The sequence below is a fragment of the Sphingobacterium sp. UBA1498 genome (assembly GCF_002325125.1).
Lineage (GTDB): Bacteria > Bacteroidota > Bacteroidia > Sphingobacteriales > Sphingobacteriaceae > Sphingobacterium.
This window is the reverse complement of sequence record NZ_DCRG01000026.1, coordinates 95610-114936: the sequence shown is the minus strand read 5'-3', so window position 1 is coordinate 114936 and position 19327 is coordinate 95610. Positions and strand designations below refer to the sequence as shown.

Here is a 19327-nt window from a genome sequence, read left to right as displayed (position 1 = left end):
ATTCGTAGTAAAGAAATTGCATTAAAAATACTAACTTTGAATCTATGTATATCATTAAAGTAAAAGGTGTCGCCAAAATCCCTGATTATGTACAACTAAGAGATGATGCCTTCACCTTGCTTGCATATTTTAGAGTCGACCGCCCGGACAAATCACTTGATAAGATCGGATTAGGAGAAAAGGCAGCGTATATCATGCAACTGGTCAGAGAAATGCCTTTTGGACAAATTAAAAAATTAGAATTTTAGCTTCCATGATTGAAAATAAAGTTATTACATTAAAGAACGTTGACATCTTCCAACAGAAACATTTGGTATTGTCCAATGTAAATTTAAATATCGGCAAAGGCGAGTTTATCTACCTTATAGGTCAGTCCGGCAGTGGAAAGAGTAGTTTGTTAAAGATAATTTACGGCGACTTATACATTGGTAATGGAGAGGGCATGATTGCTGGTTTTGATTTAAAAAAACTGCATGAAAATGATGTTCCTTACCTGCGTAGAAAACTGGGAATCGTTTTTCAGGACTTCCACCTTTTATCGGATAGAAGTATCGAGAAAAACCTCGAATTTGCCCTTAAAGCAACAGGTTGGAAAGACAAGAAAATGATCGATAGCCGTATATTGGACGTATTGGAAAAAGTTGGACTTCGCTCCAAATTAAAGAAGATGCCACATGAACTTTCTGGCGGTGAACAGCAACGTATTGTGATTGCCCGTGCCTTATTAAATAATCCAGAAATTATTTTGGCAGATGAGCCTACAGGTAACCTGGACCCTGCTACATCAGAGGAAATTGTCTTGTTGCTAAGAGACATTGCCAGCTCAGGAACAGCCATATTGATGGCCACACACGATTATACCATTATCCGCAATATGCCTTCTCGTATCATCAAAACCGGCGATGGTATATTACAGGACAATGTCAGTATCTAGACGGAAAACTGACATATAAAAATACCGATTCCGACAAATTGTTAGGCTTTTTTAATAAAATCTGACAAGCTGTCGGAATTTTATTGTTTGGCAAAAACTTTGACAAACGAAGCATAGAGTAAATTTTTGAATCTAATTTTAGCATTGAAGATATGAATGAGCAAGATAATTATTACGATGAAAGCCAAGATCCAGTAGAAACAAATTCTTCTGAACAACAAGAACTACCTGCTGATAATCTAGCAGAAGAACTGTCTACTGAAGATAAACTGGCTGCAGAATTGGCAGAGGCAAAGGATAAGTACATTCGTCTATCTGCCGAATTTGACAATTATAGAAAACGTACAAGTAAAGAACGTGTTGAATTGATTCAATCAGCTGGAAAAGATGTCATCAGCAAGTTGTTGCCTACATTGGATGATTTTGACAGAGCATTAACAGCCATGGAAACTGCAACTGATGTTGAATCGGTAAAAACAGGAATGGATATTGTTAACAATAAATTCAGACAAACATTATCGCAATTAGGATTAAAGGAAATGGACGTTAAAAACCAAGATTTCGATCCTGAATTACAAGAAGCTATTACAGCAATACCTGCCGCTACAGAAGAATTAAAAAATAAAGTGGTGGACGTGATCGAAAAAGGTTACTACTTAGGTGACAAAGTTATCCGTCACGCAAAAGTAGTTATAGGTCAATAATATTAAGACGATGTCAAAAAGAGATTATTACGATATACTTGGTGTCTCGCGATCAGCGGACGAGAAGGAGATTAAATCAGCGTATCGCAAACTAGCGATAAAGTACCATCCGGACAAAAATCCTGGTGACCATGAGGCTGAGGAAAAGTTTAAGGAAGCTGCTGAGGCATACGATATCTTGAGCAATCCACAGAAACGTCAACGTTATGACCAATTTGGACATGCTGGTAATTCTGCCAGCGGTGGTTTCGGCGGTGGCGGCGGCATGAATATGGAAGACATATTCAGTCAATTTGGTGATATCTTTGGTGGAGGACATCCCTTTGAAAGTTTCTTTGGCGGTGGCGGTGGCCAGCGTGGCGGACGCCGCGTAGCAAGAGGAAGCAACTTACGCATAAAAGTTAAGTTAACGCTTGAAGAAATTGCCAAAGGCGTTGAGAAAAAGGTAAAAGTCAACAAGCAAGTCGTCTGTCATACCTGTGACGGATCGGGTGCTAAAGATAAATCTTCTTTCCATACCTGTAAAACCTGTGGTGGATCGGGCTCAGTCAGAAGAGTTACCAATACGATCTTAGGACAAATGCAAACAACAAGCACTTGCCCTACGTGTAATGGTGAAGGCGTAGAAATCACAGCAAAATGTACAACGTGTAGAGGTGAAGGACTTGAACGTGGCGAGGAAACAATCTCCATCAATATTCCGGCAGGGGTGAGTGAAGGCATGCAACTATCCATGAGCGGAAAGGGAAATGCGGCTCCGCGTGGTGGTGTACCAGGAGATTTAATTATATTGATCGAAGAAGTTGCACACGAAAGTTTAAAACGCGACGGACTAAATGTCATCTATGATCTTTATATTAATTTTGTAGATGCTACATTAGGTACCAGCGTGGAAGTTCCGACAATAGACGGAAAAGCGAAAATCAAAATTGAACCCGGCACACAAGGCGGCAAAATTTTACGGTTAAAAGGAAAAGGTATTCCTGAGGTTAATTCTTACCACAAGGGAGACCAGCTTGTATATGTTAATATATGGACACCAAAAGCTGTATCTATCGAAGAAAAAGAACTGTTGAATAAATTGAAAGAATCACCGAACTTTAAGCCTCAACCTGGCAAAAGTGAAAAGTCATTCTTCGAGCGAATCAAAGAATATTTCGAGTAACATCCAGTTAGATAATCATAAAAAAGCCATTTGTCAAATATTGACAAATGGCTTTTTTTTTCTATTCTTACTTAAAATTGACATTAAAGAACAAAAAGTCAGCCCAATATCATTATCGTTAAATAGAATCTGTAAAAATAAAATTATATTAAATTTTAAGGTGTTGATCCACTATAATTTACGATTATATCAAATATCTAGACAATCCAATGACAAAAAAATAAAATATGATTTCGATATTTGACTAACAAATTTAAAAAGTCAGGAAGTAATTACTGGCACATTTAAACAACTTTTAAATAAAAAAGACATGAAAAAAATTTTACTTACATTAGCAGCTGTAGCTGGTTTGACATTGGCTTCACAAGCACAAGAATTCGGTTTCAAAAAGAGCGATGTTATTGTTGAAGGTAACTTATCCGCTAATACTTCAAACGACAAAACTAATCAAACAAAAACAAATTCATTTAATTTCAACCCTTCTGTTGGTTACTTTGTTTCTGACAAGATTGCTGTTGGTTTAGATGTAAACGTTGGTAATGAAAAAGCTACAAAAAACGTAGATCAGTCGAATGAATCCTATGTAAAAAACAACCAATTCGGTATAGGTGCATTTGGACGTTACTACTTTCTTGAGTTAGGTTCACGATTCAAAACATATGCACAACTTGGTGCTGGTTATGCGCAAGAAGATGGAAAAATCAATAATGGAACTACCACAAGTGATATCGCTAAAACAAAAGGTTTCGGTGCGAACGCAGGTTTGGGTATCAACTACTTTGTAACGCCTAAAATTGCAATCAATTTTGGTTTAACTGACTTATTGTCATTCAGAACATCAAAAGTTGATGTTGATGGTGCTAAATCATCTAATGAATTTAATGCAAACATCAATAGCTTTAACAACTTCTTCGATACTGCTAAATTTGGTTTGACATTCAAATTCTAGTCTCAACGAAAAAAATAGAAAAAGGAAGGGCGATAAAATATTTTATCGCCCTTTGCTATGTTAGTTATACCGTTTAACAATTCGGAGTTTGTGTGTATAGCGATTCAGTTCCGCATTAAAAATACCCTCTGAATCCATGCGGTCCACACGGACTTTTGCAGAAGCATGGATAATGGTATCGCGATCCAGCATAATACCAACGTGAGTAATCCGGCCTTGCGCATTGTCAAAAAACGCCAAATCACCTACCTTTATTTCTGAAATAAAGTCGACGGTCTCCCCTTTTTCCGCTTGCTGATAAGCATCGCGGGGCAAATAAAGTCCAAAGCAGCTGTAGATCAATTGCGAGAAACCCGAACAGTCAATCCCCCACTCCGAACGGCCGCCCCACAAATACGGTACATCTTTGTAACTCAAGGCGAGTTGCTGGAGCTCACTTTCGACTAATTCCTTCGAAAATAAACTTATGCTTCCCTGATAAGTCAAGTCCAATAGTGGCAGATTAGTCCGGTTCTCTTCATTTAGATACAGCGTGGTCCCATGACAGAGCTGCAGTTGGGTTGCCTCGCCCAAAAGTACCCCTCCCTCTCTTCCAACCACAGTTCGTCTTCCTAAAAAATATTGCTCCTTATCTGAGTCCTCTAATTTTTGAAACTGCCCGTTTTGAATCCAACCCAAATAATCCGTTTCCAATAAGCGTATGGATGTCCAATCCGCCTGCTCGTCCACAATTTCAAAAAGCTCTCCAAACAAAACCTGAGAAACCATCTCGCTACGATGTGCCTGTTCTAGACGTAACGGTACGAGAGCAAGTATACAAATACCATATTTCATATGCTAATAAAACAAAATCGTCCAATCTATGATTATATATTATATGACGAAGATAAATTAATAATAGCAGATATGGAGAATACAAATTCAAAATTCAAAAGGATATTAGTCGCTGTTGACGACGAGCCATGCGCTGAAAAGGCAATACATTATGCGAAAGAAATGGCCCAAGTATTTGGAGCCTCCGTAGCACTTGTCACCGTTATCCCCCCTACTTCTCCTGCCAATTTTGGCGCAGATCCCTTATTGGGGCAGCAGCCTATCATCGTTCCGGAGGTTTCGGAAATGGAACAGGACAATGCGCAAAAGTATCTTGAGAAGATAAGCCGCGAGTTTACTGGTGCTGGTGAGGTCTATTTGTTTAATCGAATAGGATCTATTAAAGAAGAAATTCTGGCTGCATCGCACGAATGGTCTGCCGATCTGATTATCATGGGGTCTAACGGGCGGACCGGTTTTGATCATTTTATATCTGGTTCTGTCTCTGAATCGGTTATTCGTAAATCCACCTGCCCGGTGCTGGTGATCCCCAGTAAATGTGACTGACGAATACAACAAAAAAACATTTATAGTAATGAAAAAGGCTATTTTTTCCAAACGGAAAAAATAGCCTATACGCTTTCTACGATCAGAAATTACGTTTTTATCAAACGCGCCACAAACATGCTATCGGCCTTTTCGGTATACCCTTCCAGATAATCCATGCGTGCTATTTCAAAACCAAAATTATCCACAATGTAATTGACAACATCTTCATTTTCCGCTTTAAAAATGGAGCAGGTTATATAAATCAAAGGCTTTCCCACTTTAACATGTCCTACTACATTACTTGCAATATTTTTTTGTAGTGCATTGAATTCGCCAATCTTATCAGCCCTAAAATGCCGAATCATTTCTGGTGTACGCCCCCAAGTCCCCGATCCACTACACGGTGCGTCCAATAATACTCCATCAAATCGTTCGCTCCCAAGAATTGAAAAGGTATCCTTGGTAAGATCGAGTATTTTCTTTCGGTAATGCTTTATTCCGGCACGGTCAAAACGCTCATCGAGATTCCGAAGAATGCTCATACGAATATCCGACACCAACAAATTTACCGTGGGACAAGCATCCATCAATAAAAGAGATTTGCCACCTGAAGCTGCACATGTATCCCACCAGGATTCATTTTCTCCTGGCTCCATATACGCTAACGTACGTTGCGAGGAAAGATCTTGTACTTCAATAATGCCATCTAAGGCATCAAATCGCTGTAAGGAAGTACCATTATTTAAGGCAATGGTCTGCTCGCCGATAGTGGTATAGGGAATCTGACTACCATCTAAAATGGCGCGCACGAAATTTGTCTTTCCTCGTTTTACCCGAATATATAAATAGGGCTGAATACACTGACTTTCCAAAAAGGCAGTTAAATTCACTTTTTCAGAAATATGCTCCGTAAAAGGAAATAGGTCTTCCAATTTAAAAAAGCCTTCGGACTCCAAAAATGTAATTTTGTCACGGATTGAAAGATGGAGTTTATCGGCGTAAGCAGGTTCAAGAACCGCCACCAAGGGGCTTTCCTGCTCGCATAGAAATTCGGCGACTACCAACCTACGTTGTTGTGATAACTGCGGAGCTGCAGTCCCTAGACGGAAATAATTATAGCACAAACGGGAGACGGCCTTTCGGTCTGAAGATCCCATTTGTCTATTTAGCTTAAAAAAAGTTGTTAAATAACGTGAAAATGGTTGATCAGCTTCAAAACCATCCATTGCTCGCTCAAAATTACGTATTTGCTGATGAACACGTTTTTCACTGAATTCAGCCATTCAAAGATTATTTTCTTTCAAATTTTTTATCGTGATAGACCAACATCCCCAACGATCTGTTTGCATAGCCCCATTTTGGGTAAAATTCAAATCTGTAATCGCTATTCAATCCCGAAAACTTTTCCTGCGTCATTCGGCTGACATAATCCACTCCATATTGATGTATCAATCGACCAAAATACAATGCCGCGTCATACCCTTTGTAAGAAAACTCGGACGGATCAACTTTATAAGCAGCCTTGTAATTTCCAATAAACTTTTTGGTATCTCCATCCGTCTCATCGACCAAGTTGGAAGAAGTAATGGTCAATGCGTAAAAATCCATGTTTTCGAAATTCTCAAACGAAAGCTTGGCCATGTTGGGGTGTCCATATAATTTAAACTGATTACCTGGATTCAGAAAGCGTTCATCCATAGCATCCAAAAGGCCCTTTACTAAATTTTTATTGGCAGTCCCTGAAATGATATGATTGGTGCCTGCCAACACAAGACTGTTATTAAGCTCATTGATGCTCATAACCGTTTTTACTTTAGCCTGCGGGTTAGCTTTGGTAATCTCGTTTGCAAAATTGATCAAAAACTGTTTGCTGTCATCATCCCCAGCATCATAAATAACAATCTGATCCCCATTATAATATTGCTCTGCAACATACTTCGCCAATGTTTCGGCGTGTGTACGAATAGATGGTGTTATCGAAACCAAATTGGGGAGGCTAAATTCAGAAGCCATGGTTGCTGCTAATGGAGAAACCTGTAGAACGTTCTTGTTTGCAAAGGTCTGCCCAAAGCTCTTAATCTCACGCGGATATACGGGTCCCACCACGAGCACAGCATCTTTGACATTGACCGCTGTACCCAGTGTTGCATTATACGCAACATTGTCTCTAGAATCAATCACCTGCAAATCGAACAAGGCACCTTCCTTCGCAATTTTGTCAAGGCCTAACTGAAATCCCTGATAAAAATCCAGCGCCAAGGAAGAGCGCTCCACGTCTTCCTTCTTAACTGTACCTGCAATATTACTTAACTCGAACGGCAACAGCAGTGCGATGCGATTATTTTTCACAGCATAGCCATTGACACGTTGGGTATCGCCCATCTTGGTAATGGTACTTTCTTTGTCAACAGGAGGTTTAGTAACAGCAGTTTGCTGTTCGCCATGACCAGAGGACGGCGAACGCAATACTGTGCTTTTTTTGGTTGTACAGCTTGCAAGGCATAACGCTACAAGCGCCGCAACCCATATTTTATTCCCACTCAATTGTAGCGGGTGGTTTTGAACTGATATCATATACAACTCTGTTTATTCCTTTCACATGGTTGATAATTTCATTTGAAATTTTTGCCAACAGATCATATGGTAAATGTATCCAATCCGCAGTCATTCCATCTAGCGAACCCACCGCGCGTAAGCTAACGACGTGCTCGTAAGTGCGCTCATCACCCATTACGCCTACTGAGCGCACGGGCAAGAAAATTGTGCCTGCCTGCCATACTTTGTCATACCAACCGGCTTCTTTCAGATTATTGATGAATATCGCATCAGCCTCCTGCACAATACGTACACGCTCGGGTGTAATATCACCCAGAATACGAATTGCCAAGCCCGGACCAGGAAATGGATGTCTGCCTAAAATTGCCTGATCAACTTCCAATGCTTTTCCTACTCTTCTTACTTCATCTTTAAACAAAGTCTTAAGTGGTTCCACAACTTTCAGTTTCATGAAATCAGGTAAGCCCCCAACGTTATGGTGTGATTTGATAGTCGCCGAAGGCCCTTTCACTGAAACTGATTCGATGATATCCGGATAAATTGTCCCTTGCCCTAACCACTTCGCTTCAATGCCTTCAGGCAATTCCTTTTGAATATCTTTTGCTGCTTCATCGAAGACATCAATAAACGAATTACCAATGATCTTGCGTTTTTCTTCTGGCTCGGAAACTCCAGCTAATCGACCATAAAATAAATCTTTCGCATTGATTCCTTTGATATTTAAGCCCATATTTTTGTAAGAATCCAATACTTGCTCATATTCGTCCTTACGAAGCAAACCATGATCCACAAAGATACAATGGAGTTTCTTTCCGATTGCCTGATGCAATAACACCGCTGCAACTGTCGAATCTACCCCGCCAGATAAAGCCATAATAACATGATCATCACCTAGTTGCTCTTTCAAAGAAGATACTGTTGTTTCTACAAAAGCGTCTGGTGTCCATTCCTGTGCACAACCACAGATATTGACAACAAAGTTTTTTAATACGATAGCACCGTCTGTACTATGGGTTACTTCTGGATGAAATTGTATACCGTAAGTACGGGTACCTTTCACTTGATACGCTGCTACGCGAACTTTATCGGTACTCGCTATAATTTCAAAATTTGCAGGTACTTCTTTAATGGTATCGCCATGAGACATCCATACCTGTGACTGCGTGGGTATGCCTGCCAATAATTCATTCTCACTATTGACAAACTGCAGATTTGCACGACCATATTCACGAATTTCAGAAGGTAACACTTCACCGCCTGATTTTTGAGCAATGTATTGGGCTCCGTAACATACGCCTAAGAGTGGGAAACGATCCTGAATAGCGACAAAATCAATTTGTGGCGCATCTTCTTGTCTAACAGAATAAGGGCTGCCCGAAAAGATAACACCTTTTACGGTGTCGTCAAACTCTGGCAATTTATTGAACGGGTGTATCTCACAATACACATTTAGCTCTCTGACACGTCTTGCGATCAACTGTGTGTATTGAGACCCGAAGTCTAGAATTATAATTTTTTCTGGCATGCTGCAAAGGTAAGTATTACGAATGAATTATTAAATGTCAAATCAGGAAATAATACCCGCTTTTAACAGCTCTACTTCCATTTCTTTTTGAAGAATTAAGGCTTCCTGCCGTGCTCTTTCAGCGAAATCAGTCCCTTTCGAAGCATAGATAATGCCCCTTGTGCTGTTTACCAAAAGTCCACAATCTTTGTTCATACCAAATTTACAAACATCTTCGAGCGAGCCCCCCTGAGCACCCACTCCCGGAACCAATAAAAAATGATCTGGCGCATGCTCCCTAATTTTGATAAACCCTTCTCCTCGGGTTGCTCCTACCACATACATGAGATTTTCTGGCGTGCCCCAGGTGTTGACTTTGTCAATCACTTGTTCGAACAATTGCAGCCCTTCTTTATTCTCAAAATTCTGAAAGTCTAAGCTACCCTCATTTGATGTCAAAGCAAGTACGATAGCCCATTTGTCTTTAAAATCCAAAAACGGCGTTACCGAGTCCTTGCCCATATACGGGGCAATGGTGATACTATCGAATCCGAGACCAGAAGCTTTTTCATCAAAAAATGCCATTGCGTAACGCCCGGATGTATTACCGATATCCCCTCTTTTTGCGTCAGCAATACTAAAACAGTCCTTTGGAAAGGCGGCCCAGGTTCTTTGAAGCGATTGCCAACCTTTTATTCCATAACATTCATAAAATGCTATATTCGGTTTGTAGGCTACACAAAGATCAGCTGTTGCTTCTATTATAGCTTTGTTAAAGCTATAGATCGGATCCTCATCGTCTAAAAGATGATCAGGGATTTTGGCAAGGTCTGTGTCCAGTCCGACACATAGAAATGAGCGTTTCGCTTTTATTTGATGAATAAGTTCTGCTCTTGTCATGCTTATTTTAGAGATCTTAAAAAATTATTTATTGATTAAATCTTGAATAAATGTGGTCACCTCTGGAGTGGAATAGTCAGCCAGTCCTTCATGCCTTGCGGCAAGATTTCCTTCCTTATCCAATATGAGCGTTGTTGGAATAGGCCCAGAAAGCCACTCCTTTGGAATATCACTGTTCGGAAAGCTTACTGGTAAGCTCAAACCCTCTCCCTTAATAAACGCTTCGGCCTTCGCTCGATCACCCTCCACCTCAACAATCAAAAACACGACATGGGCGTTATCCTTATACGTATTATAAAGTTTGTTGATCGAGGGCATTTCGGCCCGGCAAGGGGCACACCAAGTTGCCCAGAAATTGATAAAAATCACCTTTCCTCTGAGATCAGCCACTTTTACAGGCTCGCCTTGCTGGTTTATAAAAGATACCTCAGTGCCTATCTTGGGCGAAGTCGCAAAAGATTTTCTAGCGTCCGGCGGAACTTCTAATTTTAGTTTAAAGAAGCCTATTTTCATTAGGGCTTGCTGAAAATAACTTCTACTTGTAGGCCAAATCAACAAGCCAATAAGCAGTACAAATACAACGTTTCCGACTATTTTTTTTGTCTTCGGATTCATGTGTAACTGGGCTATTTACGAATCAAACTTATCTAACAGTTTCAATAATGTCGCAAAATCCTTTGGATAGGGCGCATCGAAAACCATTTTAACTCCATTCAGTTCGAATTCGATATGTTTGGCATGTAGCGCAAAACGCTTCATGATAGGCTGTTCTTCTTCATCTTTCGACAACGTATAGCCTCGTTTTTTGATTTGGGATAAATAGACCGGTTTGCCGCGATACATATCGTCGCCAACAATTGCTGCATGTTGTGTCGCGAGGTGAATACGGATTTGATGCATCCGTCCCGTAATGGGCTTACACTCTACTAATGTATAATTCTTGTAATATTTGATCGAATTGAAAATAGTTTCTGCTGCTTTGCCATTGGCACGGTCAATAGATACATTTTTATTGCCTTGATTCAAGATCGGTAAATCAACCAGCAAATCCTGAAAAGTATGCGTACCGCCTATGATCGCATGGTAGGTCTTATTCACTCTTCTTTTTTCAAATGCGATCGAAATTGTACGATACGTCTCTGGGTTTTTGGCAATTAATAAAATACCCGAAGTCTCTTTATCCAAACGGTGGCACACCTGCGCATCCGGATGGTATTTTTTCGCCAATCGAAGGATATTAACCTCTCCACCCTCGCGCTCATCCAAAGAAGCTACAAACGGTGGCTTATTGATAACAATCAAATTTTCATCCTCATGGATGATTAAGTCTGAAAATTTGGGAAATTTAAATAGACGATTCTCATTTTGTATCATTTGGCAAAAATACAAAACACCAGGCAGAATATTGGTCAATGTATGATAAAAAGCTTACTTTTGGACACAAAATAAAAGTTAAGATGTCTGTAAACAAAGAAATGAAACGCGTTAGCACCGCCATGCTACAAGCCATGAAAGACCGTCAGGAAAAGATTTCTATGCTGACCAGCTACGATTATTCCATGGCTAAAATGGTCGATCAGGCTGGTGTTGATGTTATTTTGATTGGAGATTCTGCCGCCAATGTATTTGCTGGATACGAAACTACCTTGCCTATTACCCTTGATCATATGATTTACCATGCGGCGTCTGTTGCAAGGGGTACGCAGCGCGCCATGGTACTGGCAGACTTACCGTTCGGATCCTATCAGGGATCTGCCAATGCGGCCTATAACGCAGCCGTCCGTATGATGAAGGAATCTGGTGCACATGCACTGAAGCTGGAAGGTGGTATTGAAATCATAGAAAACATTAAAAAAATCATTGCCGGAGGCATTCCCGTATGCGGTCACCTGGGCCTCACTCCCCAATCTATCAACAAATTTGGCAATTTTGGTGTCCGTGCAAAGGAAGAGCAAGAAGCAGCTAAACTAATCGAAGATGCACTTGCTTTACAGGACGCCGGCTGTTTTGCCATTGTTTTGGAAAAGATACCTGCTAAATTGGCCAAGACAGTGACCGAAACATTGACAATTCCTACGGTAGGTATCGGTGCTGGACCGGATTGCGATGGGCAGGTACTTGTCATTAACGATATGCTGGGCATTAATGCAGATTTTAAACCTAAATTTATGCGTCATTTTGCTAACTTGCATGAGCAAATTATCACCGCAGTAAGCAATTACGTCTCTGAGGTGAAAGCAGTAAAATACCCAAACGAAGACGAACAATACTAGGTATACAATATGCGGTTTCTGATCATTGGACTTATCATTCTAATTGCTTATCTGATGATACGCAAAAAATTTAATTTTTTTGGGTTTGCCACCGATGTATCTAAGGACTTAAAAACAGGCTTTCAATTGATTGAGGCTTCACCCGCAGTCATTCAGGCGAATCTAAAAAAAACCATTTCCAATGTCATTATGGGGGTTATCCTCGTGCTGATTGTCGTATTGCTTTTCATAAAGATAAAAATTGTACTGTTCTTACTTCCAATTGCAATCTTTCTTTTGGGTTATCTATTTTTATTCAACAATCATTTTAGTAAGGTAAAAAGCCAGCAAATATGGTATAATGCCAAAACTGATGAAGTTTTTATTGAACAATTAAAAGGAGAAAATTATAGCTTTAACCTTTTTAAGGATATCGAGGCCGTGCAGAAAATCGAATCCATTCAGACGACCAAAGGATTATTATATGGCTATTACCGTATCAAATTAAAAAATAACATATTGGAAATCCCCTATTTGGTTGCTGAAAATAAACCAGTCAATAATTTATTTTTCGATACCATTACCCAAAATTTCAAAATTGATGTTCAAAAACGCATTTTTCCCATTATTTGAAGATAAAACAGTTGAATCTTTAAAAACAAATCCCTATATTTAGGTTATATATAATTTTTAAAACCAAAATATTTTACACTATGGGAAAAGGTGACATCAAAACCAGAAGAGGAAAAATATCGAATGGTTCTTTTGGAAAAAGAAGACCACATTTGTCAAGAGCAGCAATCAAGCCAAAAGTAGATAATGCGGAGCCAAAAGAAATTGAACAAAAAACAAAATCAAAAAAATAGTAGACACAAAGCTAGAAATTCATTTCTAGCTTTTTTTATCTCCCTTCGCTCCCAGTAAACGCACAGTGCAGCTTCTTGCCTGAGTTTTGTGTGTATTGTAAAATCCTTTTGACAACCCGTATCTGCATTATAATAAACCTATATTTACCAGTTAAATGTAAAAAGTACATAAGATACTATACCATATGAATAAAAAATCGATCATTTACCTTCTTTTGGCCTGCGCTGTTTTTGGAGGTGGATACTTTCTACTTACTGCTAAAAAAGATAAAGAGGGAACCGATAAGCCGAAGGAGAAAAAAGATGTGCCAGTGCCGGCACAGGCAATCATTGCCAAATCTTCTGTCGCCGATAGATCGATCAATCTTTCGGGAAGCATCGATGCAGAAGAGCAGGTCGAAGTCAGAAGTGAAGTCAGTGGTCGAATTACCAAAATATATTTTGCAGAAGGACAGCGGGTCAGGCAGGGCGAACCTTTGATCAAAATTGATGATATAGAACTGCAGGCGCAATTAAGACAATCACAAACGACCAATCAACTCAATGCAGAAAATGAACGCCGGGCCAAATTGCTGTTGCAAAAAGGCGCTATCAGTCAGGAGGAGTTTGATATTGCCAGTGCGGCCTTAAAAACTTCAGCCGCACATATCCAGTTGATCCAGGCACAAATATCAAAGACCACCATAAGGGCACCATTTAGTGGGATGATTGGATTACGTAATATTTCTGTTGGAGCCATTGTCTCGCCCACCACGCTGATCACAAATCTGGTCAAGGACAACTTGGTAAAAATCACCTTCGCAGTTCCCGAAAAATACAGCAGTATCGTTAAAGTGAATATGCCTATTGAGTTTAGTGTAGCTAATGACCCAACCGTCATGAAAGCAAACATCTACGCTATAGAACCTCAAGTATCACTTAACACCAGAACGCTCACGGTGAGAGCCCGCGCAAGTAATGAGCAGGGAAAGTTGAAAGTAGGATCATTTGTTAACGTTAGCGTTCCAATCGAGGTAGAAAACGATGCGATATCCATTCCAACTGAAGCCATCGTACCTGTTCAGGACGGAAAAAAAGTGTTTGTATTACAGCATGGCCTAGCCAAAGAAGTGAAGGTTGAAACAGGCGCACGTACCGACAAAGATATTGTCATTTTATCTGGGATCAGTGCCGGTGACACCGTTCTAACCACAGGTGTCCTGTCGTTAAAAGATGGATCAAAAGTTAAGGTATCATTAGCTAACTAACTGTGCATGAATTTATCTGCTATTTTTATTAAACGCCCGGTTTTAACTATTGTTGTCAATATCACCATTATATTATTTGGCTACATTGGTTTTAGCTTTTTGGGCGTCCGCGAATACCCCTCCATTGACCCCGCTATTGTTTCTGTTAGAACAAACTATGCGGGTGCAAATCCAGATATCATTGAATCTCAGATTACCGAGCCCTTAGAAAAGGCTATCAATTCGATCGATGGTATCCGGAATATATCCTCCTCCAGTAACCAGGGGTCCAGTAATATTACCATCGAATTTGGTCTGCAAAAAAATCTTGAAGAGGCGGCAAATGATGTCCGTGATAAGGTCTCTCAGGCCATCCGAAGTTTACCTCAGGATATTGATGCCCCACCCGTTGTTTCCAAGGCTGACGCTGATTCCGATCCTATCATCACGTTGACGCTACAAAGTGAAACGCGCGATAAACTTTCGCTGAGCGACTACGCAGAAAATGTGATCTCGGAAAGACTACAGACGATTCCAGGTGTCAGCAGTACCCAAATTTATGGTCAAAAACGCTACGCCATGCGATTATGGCTCAACCCCGACCGTATGGCTGCGTATGGCATTACGGCTTCTGATATCCGCACGGCTCTGAATAACCAAAACGTTGAATTGCCCTCTGGAAAAATTGTCGGAAACACCACGGAGCTCACCGTAAAGACAGTAGGAAATCTTTCTACACCCGAAGAGTTTAATGATATCATTCTGAAATCCGATAGCAGCCGTATTGTCAAATTCATCGACATTGGCCGGGCAGAAATAGATGCCGAAAACCTGGAAACAAAAATGGTCAGCAATGGGAAGCAATTGGTTGGTATAGCGATTATTCCTCAACCCGGTACAAACTACCTCGATATTGCCAATAATTTTTATAAAATGCTCGATCAGATCAAGGAAGATCTACCCCAAGATATTATCCTTAACATTGCTTCTGACAACACCACATTTATTAAAAAATCTGTTGAGGAAGTCGCCGAGACACTGCTGATTTCAATTATCTTGGTTACCTTGATTATTTACTTTTTCTTCCGCGACTGGGGTATCGCATTGCGGCCTCTTCTGGATATTCCCGTCTCATTGATTGCAACCTTTTTTATTATGTACATTTTTGGATTTTCGATTAATGTACTGACGTTGCTCGCCATTGTACTCGCGACAGGTCTTGTCGTCGACGATGGGATTGTAGTGACGGAAAATATATTTAAGAAAGTGGAAGAAGGTATGTCTCCTATAGAGGCTGCTTTGAAGGGCTCGAAGGAAATCTTCTTTGCTGTTATCTCGATTTCAATCACACTTGCAGCCGTATTCTTACCTGTTATATTTCTTCAGGGCTTTGTGGGGCGTTTATTTCGTGAATTTGGAGTCGTTATCGCTTCGGCCGTACTGGTTTCTGCATTTGTTTCCCTGACCCTCACCCCTATGCTCAATGCCTATTTGATCAAGGGTGGTGGACACAAGAAGACGAAATTTTATAATTGGACCGAACCCATGTTTGTCAAGATGAACAAGGGGTATGCCAATGCCCTTGACAAATTCATGAAATTTAAATGGATCAGCTTTCCGATCCTGATCATCTGCTTTGTGATTATTGGAATCCTTTTTTCGTCCATTAAAAAGGAAACTGCACCTTATGATGACCGAAGTAATATTTCTGTCAATGTAACAGGTCCAGAGGGTGCCACCTATGAATATATGGATCGCTATATGCAGGAACTTGATAAACTGGTGTATGATTCGATCCCGGAGAATAAGATCAGTCTTAACATCACTTCGCCGGGATTTGGCGCCGCATCGGTCAACTCCGGACGTATCCGGATGACGTTGGTTGACCCAAGTGAACGTCAGAAATCGCAGGACGATATCGCTAAAGAACTGACCAAGTGGACCAAACAATACGATGCCGTTCGCGTCAATGTTTCACAGACGCCAACGATATCCATGAACCGAAGAGGCGGATTACCCGTTCAGTATATTATTCAGGCGCAGAATTTCGAAAAGCTGCAGGAAAAAATACCTCAATTTATGACTGAGGTGAACAGTGATCCAACATTCTCGACAACGGATATCAACCTAAAGTTCAACAAACCAGAACTTCATGTCGAAATTGACCGTCTAAAAGCGCTGAGCCTTGGCGTATCTGTACTGGATGTATCTCAATCCTTACAACTGTTGCTAAGCGGTCAACGATTTGCCTATTTTATGCGCGATGGTAAACAATATCAAGTAATTGGCCAGGTTGAGAATGACCGTCGGGCGACTCCAACGGATCTTTCTTCCATCTATGTTCGCAATAACATGGGGCAGCTCATCCAATTGGACAACGTTGTAAGTGTGAAAGAAGAAAGCAGTCCGCCCCAACTCTATCATAACAACCGTTATATGTCCGCGACCGTTTCCGCCGGCTTGGCTCCTGGTATGAGTATGAGCGACGGCATTGCTGCAATGGACCGTATAAAGGAAAAAGTACTCGATCAGAGCTTTACGACCGATCTTAGCGGTGAATCGCGTGATTTTGTTGAGAGTAGCTCCAATACCCTATTTGCCTTCGGCCTTGCTTTGTTGCTTATCTACCTGATCCTAGCGGCTCAATTTGAAAGCTTTCTCGACCCATTTATCATTATCCTTACGGTACCGATGGCTGTAGCCGGCGCCCTGATCAGTTTGTGGTTATTTGACCAAACCTGGAATATATTCAGTCAAATTGGGACAATCATGCTAATCGGCCTCGTCACCAAAAATGGTATTCTGATTGTCGAATTTGCCAACCAGATGCGAGAAGAAGGAATGGAAAAATTTGAGGCAATCATGCATGCAGCCGAATCGCGCCTTAGACCAATTTTAATGACCAGTTTGGCCATCGCACTCGGTGCATTGCCAATTGCGATGTCGCTCGGTGCTGCTTCGACCAGCAGAATTGGAATGGGGGTAGTAATCGTCGGGGGTACCATATTTTCGCTTATTCTGACCTTATTCATCATCCCGGCCATCTACTATATGTGGTCACGACAAAAAAAGCATAGACCAGAATTTGATAACATTAAAAGCTACGAATAATTAAACATGAAGAGAAATTTCACCCTACTAATATGGCTTTGCTCCATCATGTTTCAAGCTCGTGCCCAAGAGATATTGACCTTGGAAGATGCGCTAAAAACAACGTTGAGCAATAACTTCAATATTCTTTTGGCTAAAAATGACAACAACATTGATATCGAGAATACCAGTTTGGGAAGCGCTGGTATGCTTCCCGCAGTAACCGGCACATTTAACAGAAGCAATTCGGTTCAGAATTCACGACAGGTTAGGGCCGATGGACAAGTACAGCAGGTTTCCAATGCTAAAAATGACAATATGTCGTATGGCGTTAACTTAAACTGGACGATATTTGACGGATTGGGTATGTTTGCGCGTAGGGATCGATTTAAAGAGATACAGCGTCAGGGTGAGGCGGAGATTAGATATGAGGTCATTACACAACTCAGTGAAGTCATGGCCACCTATTATAATCTTGTACAGCAAAAACGATTGATTGACGCTTTAGATACAACCATTACACTTTCTCAATATCGGGTTACTCTGGCCGAAAATCGCCTACAGATCGGAAAAGGTTCCAAGCTCGATCTGCTGAATGCCAAAGTCGACCTGAATACCGATCAGACAAACCTACTCAGGCAACTCGAAAGCTTTAAAAACACCAAAACTTACCTCAACCAATTGATGACTAGAGATTTGAGCCTAGACTTTGAAGTTGAAGATGAAATGAAACTGGATACGGATCTTAAACTGGGTAATCTCATCGAAATTGCTGATCAACAAAATCCTCAAATTCAGCTTGCCATCATCAACAATCGTGTCGCCGAACTCAACCTAAAGGCAGTGAAAGCCGAACGTTACCCTAAAATTGGTTTAAATAGTGGGTATAATTGGAACGAATCTCACTCCTCACTTGGTTTCTCTACAGAAAACAAAAATAGAGGTCTCACCTACGGTGTATCAGCATCCCTTAACATCTTCAATGGCTTTTTGCAAAACAGAAACGAACGTATCGCCAAATTTCAGATCAAAAGTTCTGAAATACAGATAAAACAGCAAAAACAAGATATACAGGCTCAGGTAAGGACTTTGTTTCAAACCTACATTACCAACATCGAACTGGCCAATGTAGAACGGAAAAATGAGGAACTGGCAAAAGAAAATTTAAACATCACCATGGATAAATTCCGGATCGGTACCATAACAACGTTGGAAGTAAGAACAGCGCAGTTAAATTACATCAATGCAATGACGCGGAGTTATACTGCACAATACGATGCTAAAGTCTCGGAGATACGACTAAAAGAATTGACCGGTGAATCGTACTAAAAATTACGGTTTACAAAAGCTCCCTTTTGAAGAAAAGACAATAAACTCTTTTTTTGCCAACAGGCAAGATGTAATCGTATAAAACGAGAGGCTCCTTAAATTAGGAGCCTCTCGTTTTATTGCTTAATAATCAATTGCTATAATAGACTTTAATGGTATTAAAACGCCACTCTTAATCTGAATATATCTATCGGTTAAAGACCACACAGTGGTTTCGATACGCTTTGGTCCGGAATCTGTCTGAAAGGCAATTTCGGTTTTGGATTTAAACTCATTTCCCAACCGAAGTGCGCCTTTCAATTTATCCATAAAGGTAGCTGTTTTATCTTCAATCGCCGGGATAAATTTAAACTGAGGAATTTCCTCTTTAGCTATTAGTTGTCCAACCATAATACGAGCATTTAATGTGTAAAAATATTCTTTGCGTTCACTATTGATAACGCGCAAAAGCCAATCTTATTTTATTCCTTTCTGCCATTGGCTTATTTAA

The 19327-nt window shown here is 40.5% G+C and carries 20 protein-coding genes; 12 read left to right on the top strand and 8 right to left on the bottom strand.

What is annotated here, in order from left to right; genetic code table 11:
- The first annotated feature begins 44 nt into the window (after nucleotides 1–44).
- From B3139_RS15630 to B3139_RS15610, 5 genes are all read left to right on the top strand, one after another.
- Entirely contained in the window at nucleotides 45–248 is a 204-nt protein-coding gene (locus B3139_RS15630) for a fructose-6-phosphate aldolase (RefSeq protein WP_209580968.1), read from the top strand.
- Between the two features lie 5 nt (nucleotides 249–253).
- Nucleotides 254–934 carry a cell division ATP-binding protein FtsE gene (locus tag B3139_RS15625; RefSeq protein WP_209580971.1) on the top strand — a complete coding sequence of 227 codons (681 nt, stop codon included), beginning with the start codon at nucleotides 254–256 and terminating at the stop codon, nucleotides 932–934.
- Nucleotides 935–1086: 152 nt separating this feature from the next.
- Complete coding sequence (locus B3139_RS15620) at nucleotides 1087–1638, top strand: nucleotide exchange factor GrpE (RefSeq protein ID WP_209580974.1); 552 nt, start codon at nucleotides 1087–1089, stop codon at nucleotides 1636–1638.
- A 10-nt stretch (nucleotides 1639–1648) separates the two neighbouring features.
- Nucleotides 1649–2803: a molecular chaperone DnaJ gene (dnaJ, locus tag B3139_RS15615; RefSeq protein WP_209580978.1), complete on the top strand. Its 1155-nt coding sequence runs from the start codon at nucleotides 1649–1651 to the stop codon at nucleotides 2801–2803.
- Between the two features lie 310 nt (nucleotides 2804–3113).
- Nucleotides 3114–3752: an outer membrane beta-barrel protein gene (locus B3139_RS15610; RefSeq protein ID WP_293884519.1), complete on the top strand. Its 639-nt coding sequence runs from the start codon at nucleotides 3114–3116 to the stop codon at nucleotides 3750–3752.
- A gap of 60 nt (nucleotides 3753–3812) precedes the next feature.
- Here B3139_RS15610 and B3139_RS15605 read toward each other — a convergent pair whose 3' ends face one another.
- Nucleotides 3813–4586: a C40 family peptidase gene (locus B3139_RS15605; protein WP_293884518.1), complete on the bottom strand. Its 774-nt coding sequence runs from the start codon at nucleotides 4584–4586 to the stop codon at nucleotides 3813–3815.
- Between B3139_RS15605 and B3139_RS15600 the strand changes: the two genes are divergently transcribed.
- Nucleotides 4587–5132: a universal stress protein gene (locus B3139_RS15600; RefSeq protein ID WP_293884517.1), complete on the top strand. Its 546-nt coding sequence runs from the start codon at nucleotides 4587–4589 to the stop codon at nucleotides 5130–5132.
- An 89-nt stretch (nucleotides 5133–5221) separates the two neighbouring features.
- On the opposite strand, the gene B3139_RS15595 is transcribed toward B3139_RS15600, so the two are convergent.
- Genes B3139_RS15595 through B3139_RS15570 form a run of 6 tightly spaced genes read right to left on the bottom strand, consistent with a single transcriptional unit; the run spans nucleotide 5222 to nucleotide 11448 of the window.
- Nucleotides 5222–6397, bottom strand: coding sequence for an RsmB/NOP family class I SAM-dependent RNA methyltransferase (locus B3139_RS15595; RefSeq protein WP_293884516.1), 1176 nt, complete (start codon nucleotides 6395–6397; stop codon nucleotides 5222–5224).
- A 7-nt stretch (nucleotides 6398–6404) separates the two neighbouring features.
- Nucleotides 6405–7688 (bottom strand): ABC transporter substrate-binding protein, encoded by a 1284-nt coding sequence (locus B3139_RS15590; protein WP_293884515.1) that lies wholly within the window; start codon nucleotides 7686–7688, stop codon nucleotides 6405–6407.
- Nucleotides 7645–9195 (bottom strand): glutamine-hydrolyzing GMP synthase, encoded by a 1551-nt coding sequence (guaA, locus tag B3139_RS15585; RefSeq protein ID WP_293884514.1) that lies wholly within the window; start codon nucleotides 9193–9195, stop codon nucleotides 7645–7647. The genes B3139_RS15590 and guaA overlap by 44 nt, the downstream gene beginning before the upstream one ends.
- A 42-nt stretch (nucleotides 9196–9237) precedes the next feature.
- Nucleotides 9238–10074 (bottom strand): orotidine-5'-phosphate decarboxylase, encoded by an 837-nt coding sequence (pyrF, locus tag B3139_RS15580; protein ID WP_293884513.1) that lies wholly within the window; start codon nucleotides 10072–10074, stop codon nucleotides 9238–9240.
- Between the two features lie 24 nt (nucleotides 10075–10098).
- The gene (locus B3139_RS15575; protein ID WP_293884512.1) at nucleotides 10099–10689 is read right to left on the bottom strand and encodes a TlpA family protein disulfide reductase; all 591 of its coding nucleotides are present in this window, start codon (nucleotides 10687–10689) and stop codon (nucleotides 10099–10101) included.
- Nucleotides 10690–10704: 15 nt separating this feature from the next.
- The gene (locus B3139_RS15570) at nucleotides 10705–11448 is read right to left on the bottom strand and encodes an RluA family pseudouridine synthase (RefSeq protein ID WP_293884511.1); all 744 of its coding nucleotides are present in this window, start codon (nucleotides 11446–11448) and stop codon (nucleotides 10705–10707) included.
- A gap of 83 nt (nucleotides 11449–11531) precedes the next feature.
- On the opposite strand from B3139_RS15570, the gene panB reads away from it, so the two are divergent.
- The 6 genes from panB (at nucleotide 11532) to B3139_RS15540 (ending at nucleotide 18837) form a co-directional block, all read left to right on the top strand.
- On the top strand, nucleotides 11532–12347 hold the full coding sequence (gene panB, locus B3139_RS15565; RefSeq protein ID WP_293884510.1) for a 3-methyl-2-oxobutanoate hydroxymethyltransferase: 816 nt from the start codon (nucleotides 11532–11534) through the stop codon (nucleotides 12345–12347).
- A gap of 54 nt (nucleotides 12348–12401) precedes the next feature.
- Complete coding sequence (locus tag B3139_RS15560; protein ID WP_293884509.1) at nucleotides 12402–12959, top strand: hypothetical protein; 558 nt, start codon at nucleotides 12402–12404, stop codon at nucleotides 12957–12959.
- An 80-nt stretch (nucleotides 12960–13039) separates the two neighbouring features.
- Nucleotides 13040–13192: a 30S ribosomal protein THX gene (locus B3139_RS15555; protein ID WP_209581011.1), complete on the top strand. Its 153-nt coding sequence runs from the start codon at nucleotides 13040–13042 to the stop codon at nucleotides 13190–13192.
- A gap of 185 nt (nucleotides 13193–13377) precedes the next feature.
- Nucleotides 13378–14439 (top strand): efflux RND transporter periplasmic adaptor subunit, encoded by a 1062-nt coding sequence (locus B3139_RS15550; RefSeq protein ID WP_293884508.1) that lies wholly within the window; start codon nucleotides 13378–13380, stop codon nucleotides 14437–14439.
- A 6-nt stretch (nucleotides 14440–14445) separates the two neighbouring features.
- Entirely contained in the window at nucleotides 14446–17529 is a 3084-nt protein-coding gene (locus B3139_RS15545) for an efflux RND transporter permease subunit (RefSeq protein WP_293884507.1), read from the top strand.
- Between the two features lie 6 nt (nucleotides 17530–17535).
- Nucleotides 17536–18837, top strand: coding sequence for a TolC family protein (locus tag B3139_RS15540; RefSeq protein ID WP_293884506.1), 1302 nt, complete (start codon nucleotides 17536–17538; stop codon nucleotides 18835–18837).
- Nucleotides 18838–18960: 123 nt separating this feature from the next.
- Here the strand turns inward: B3139_RS15540 and B3139_RS15535 are convergent, their stop codons facing one another.
- Nucleotides 18961–19227, bottom strand: coding sequence for a hypothetical protein (locus B3139_RS15535; RefSeq protein WP_293884505.1), 267 nt, complete (start codon nucleotides 19225–19227; stop codon nucleotides 18961–18963).
- Between the last annotated feature and the right edge of the window lie 100 nt (nucleotides 19228–19327).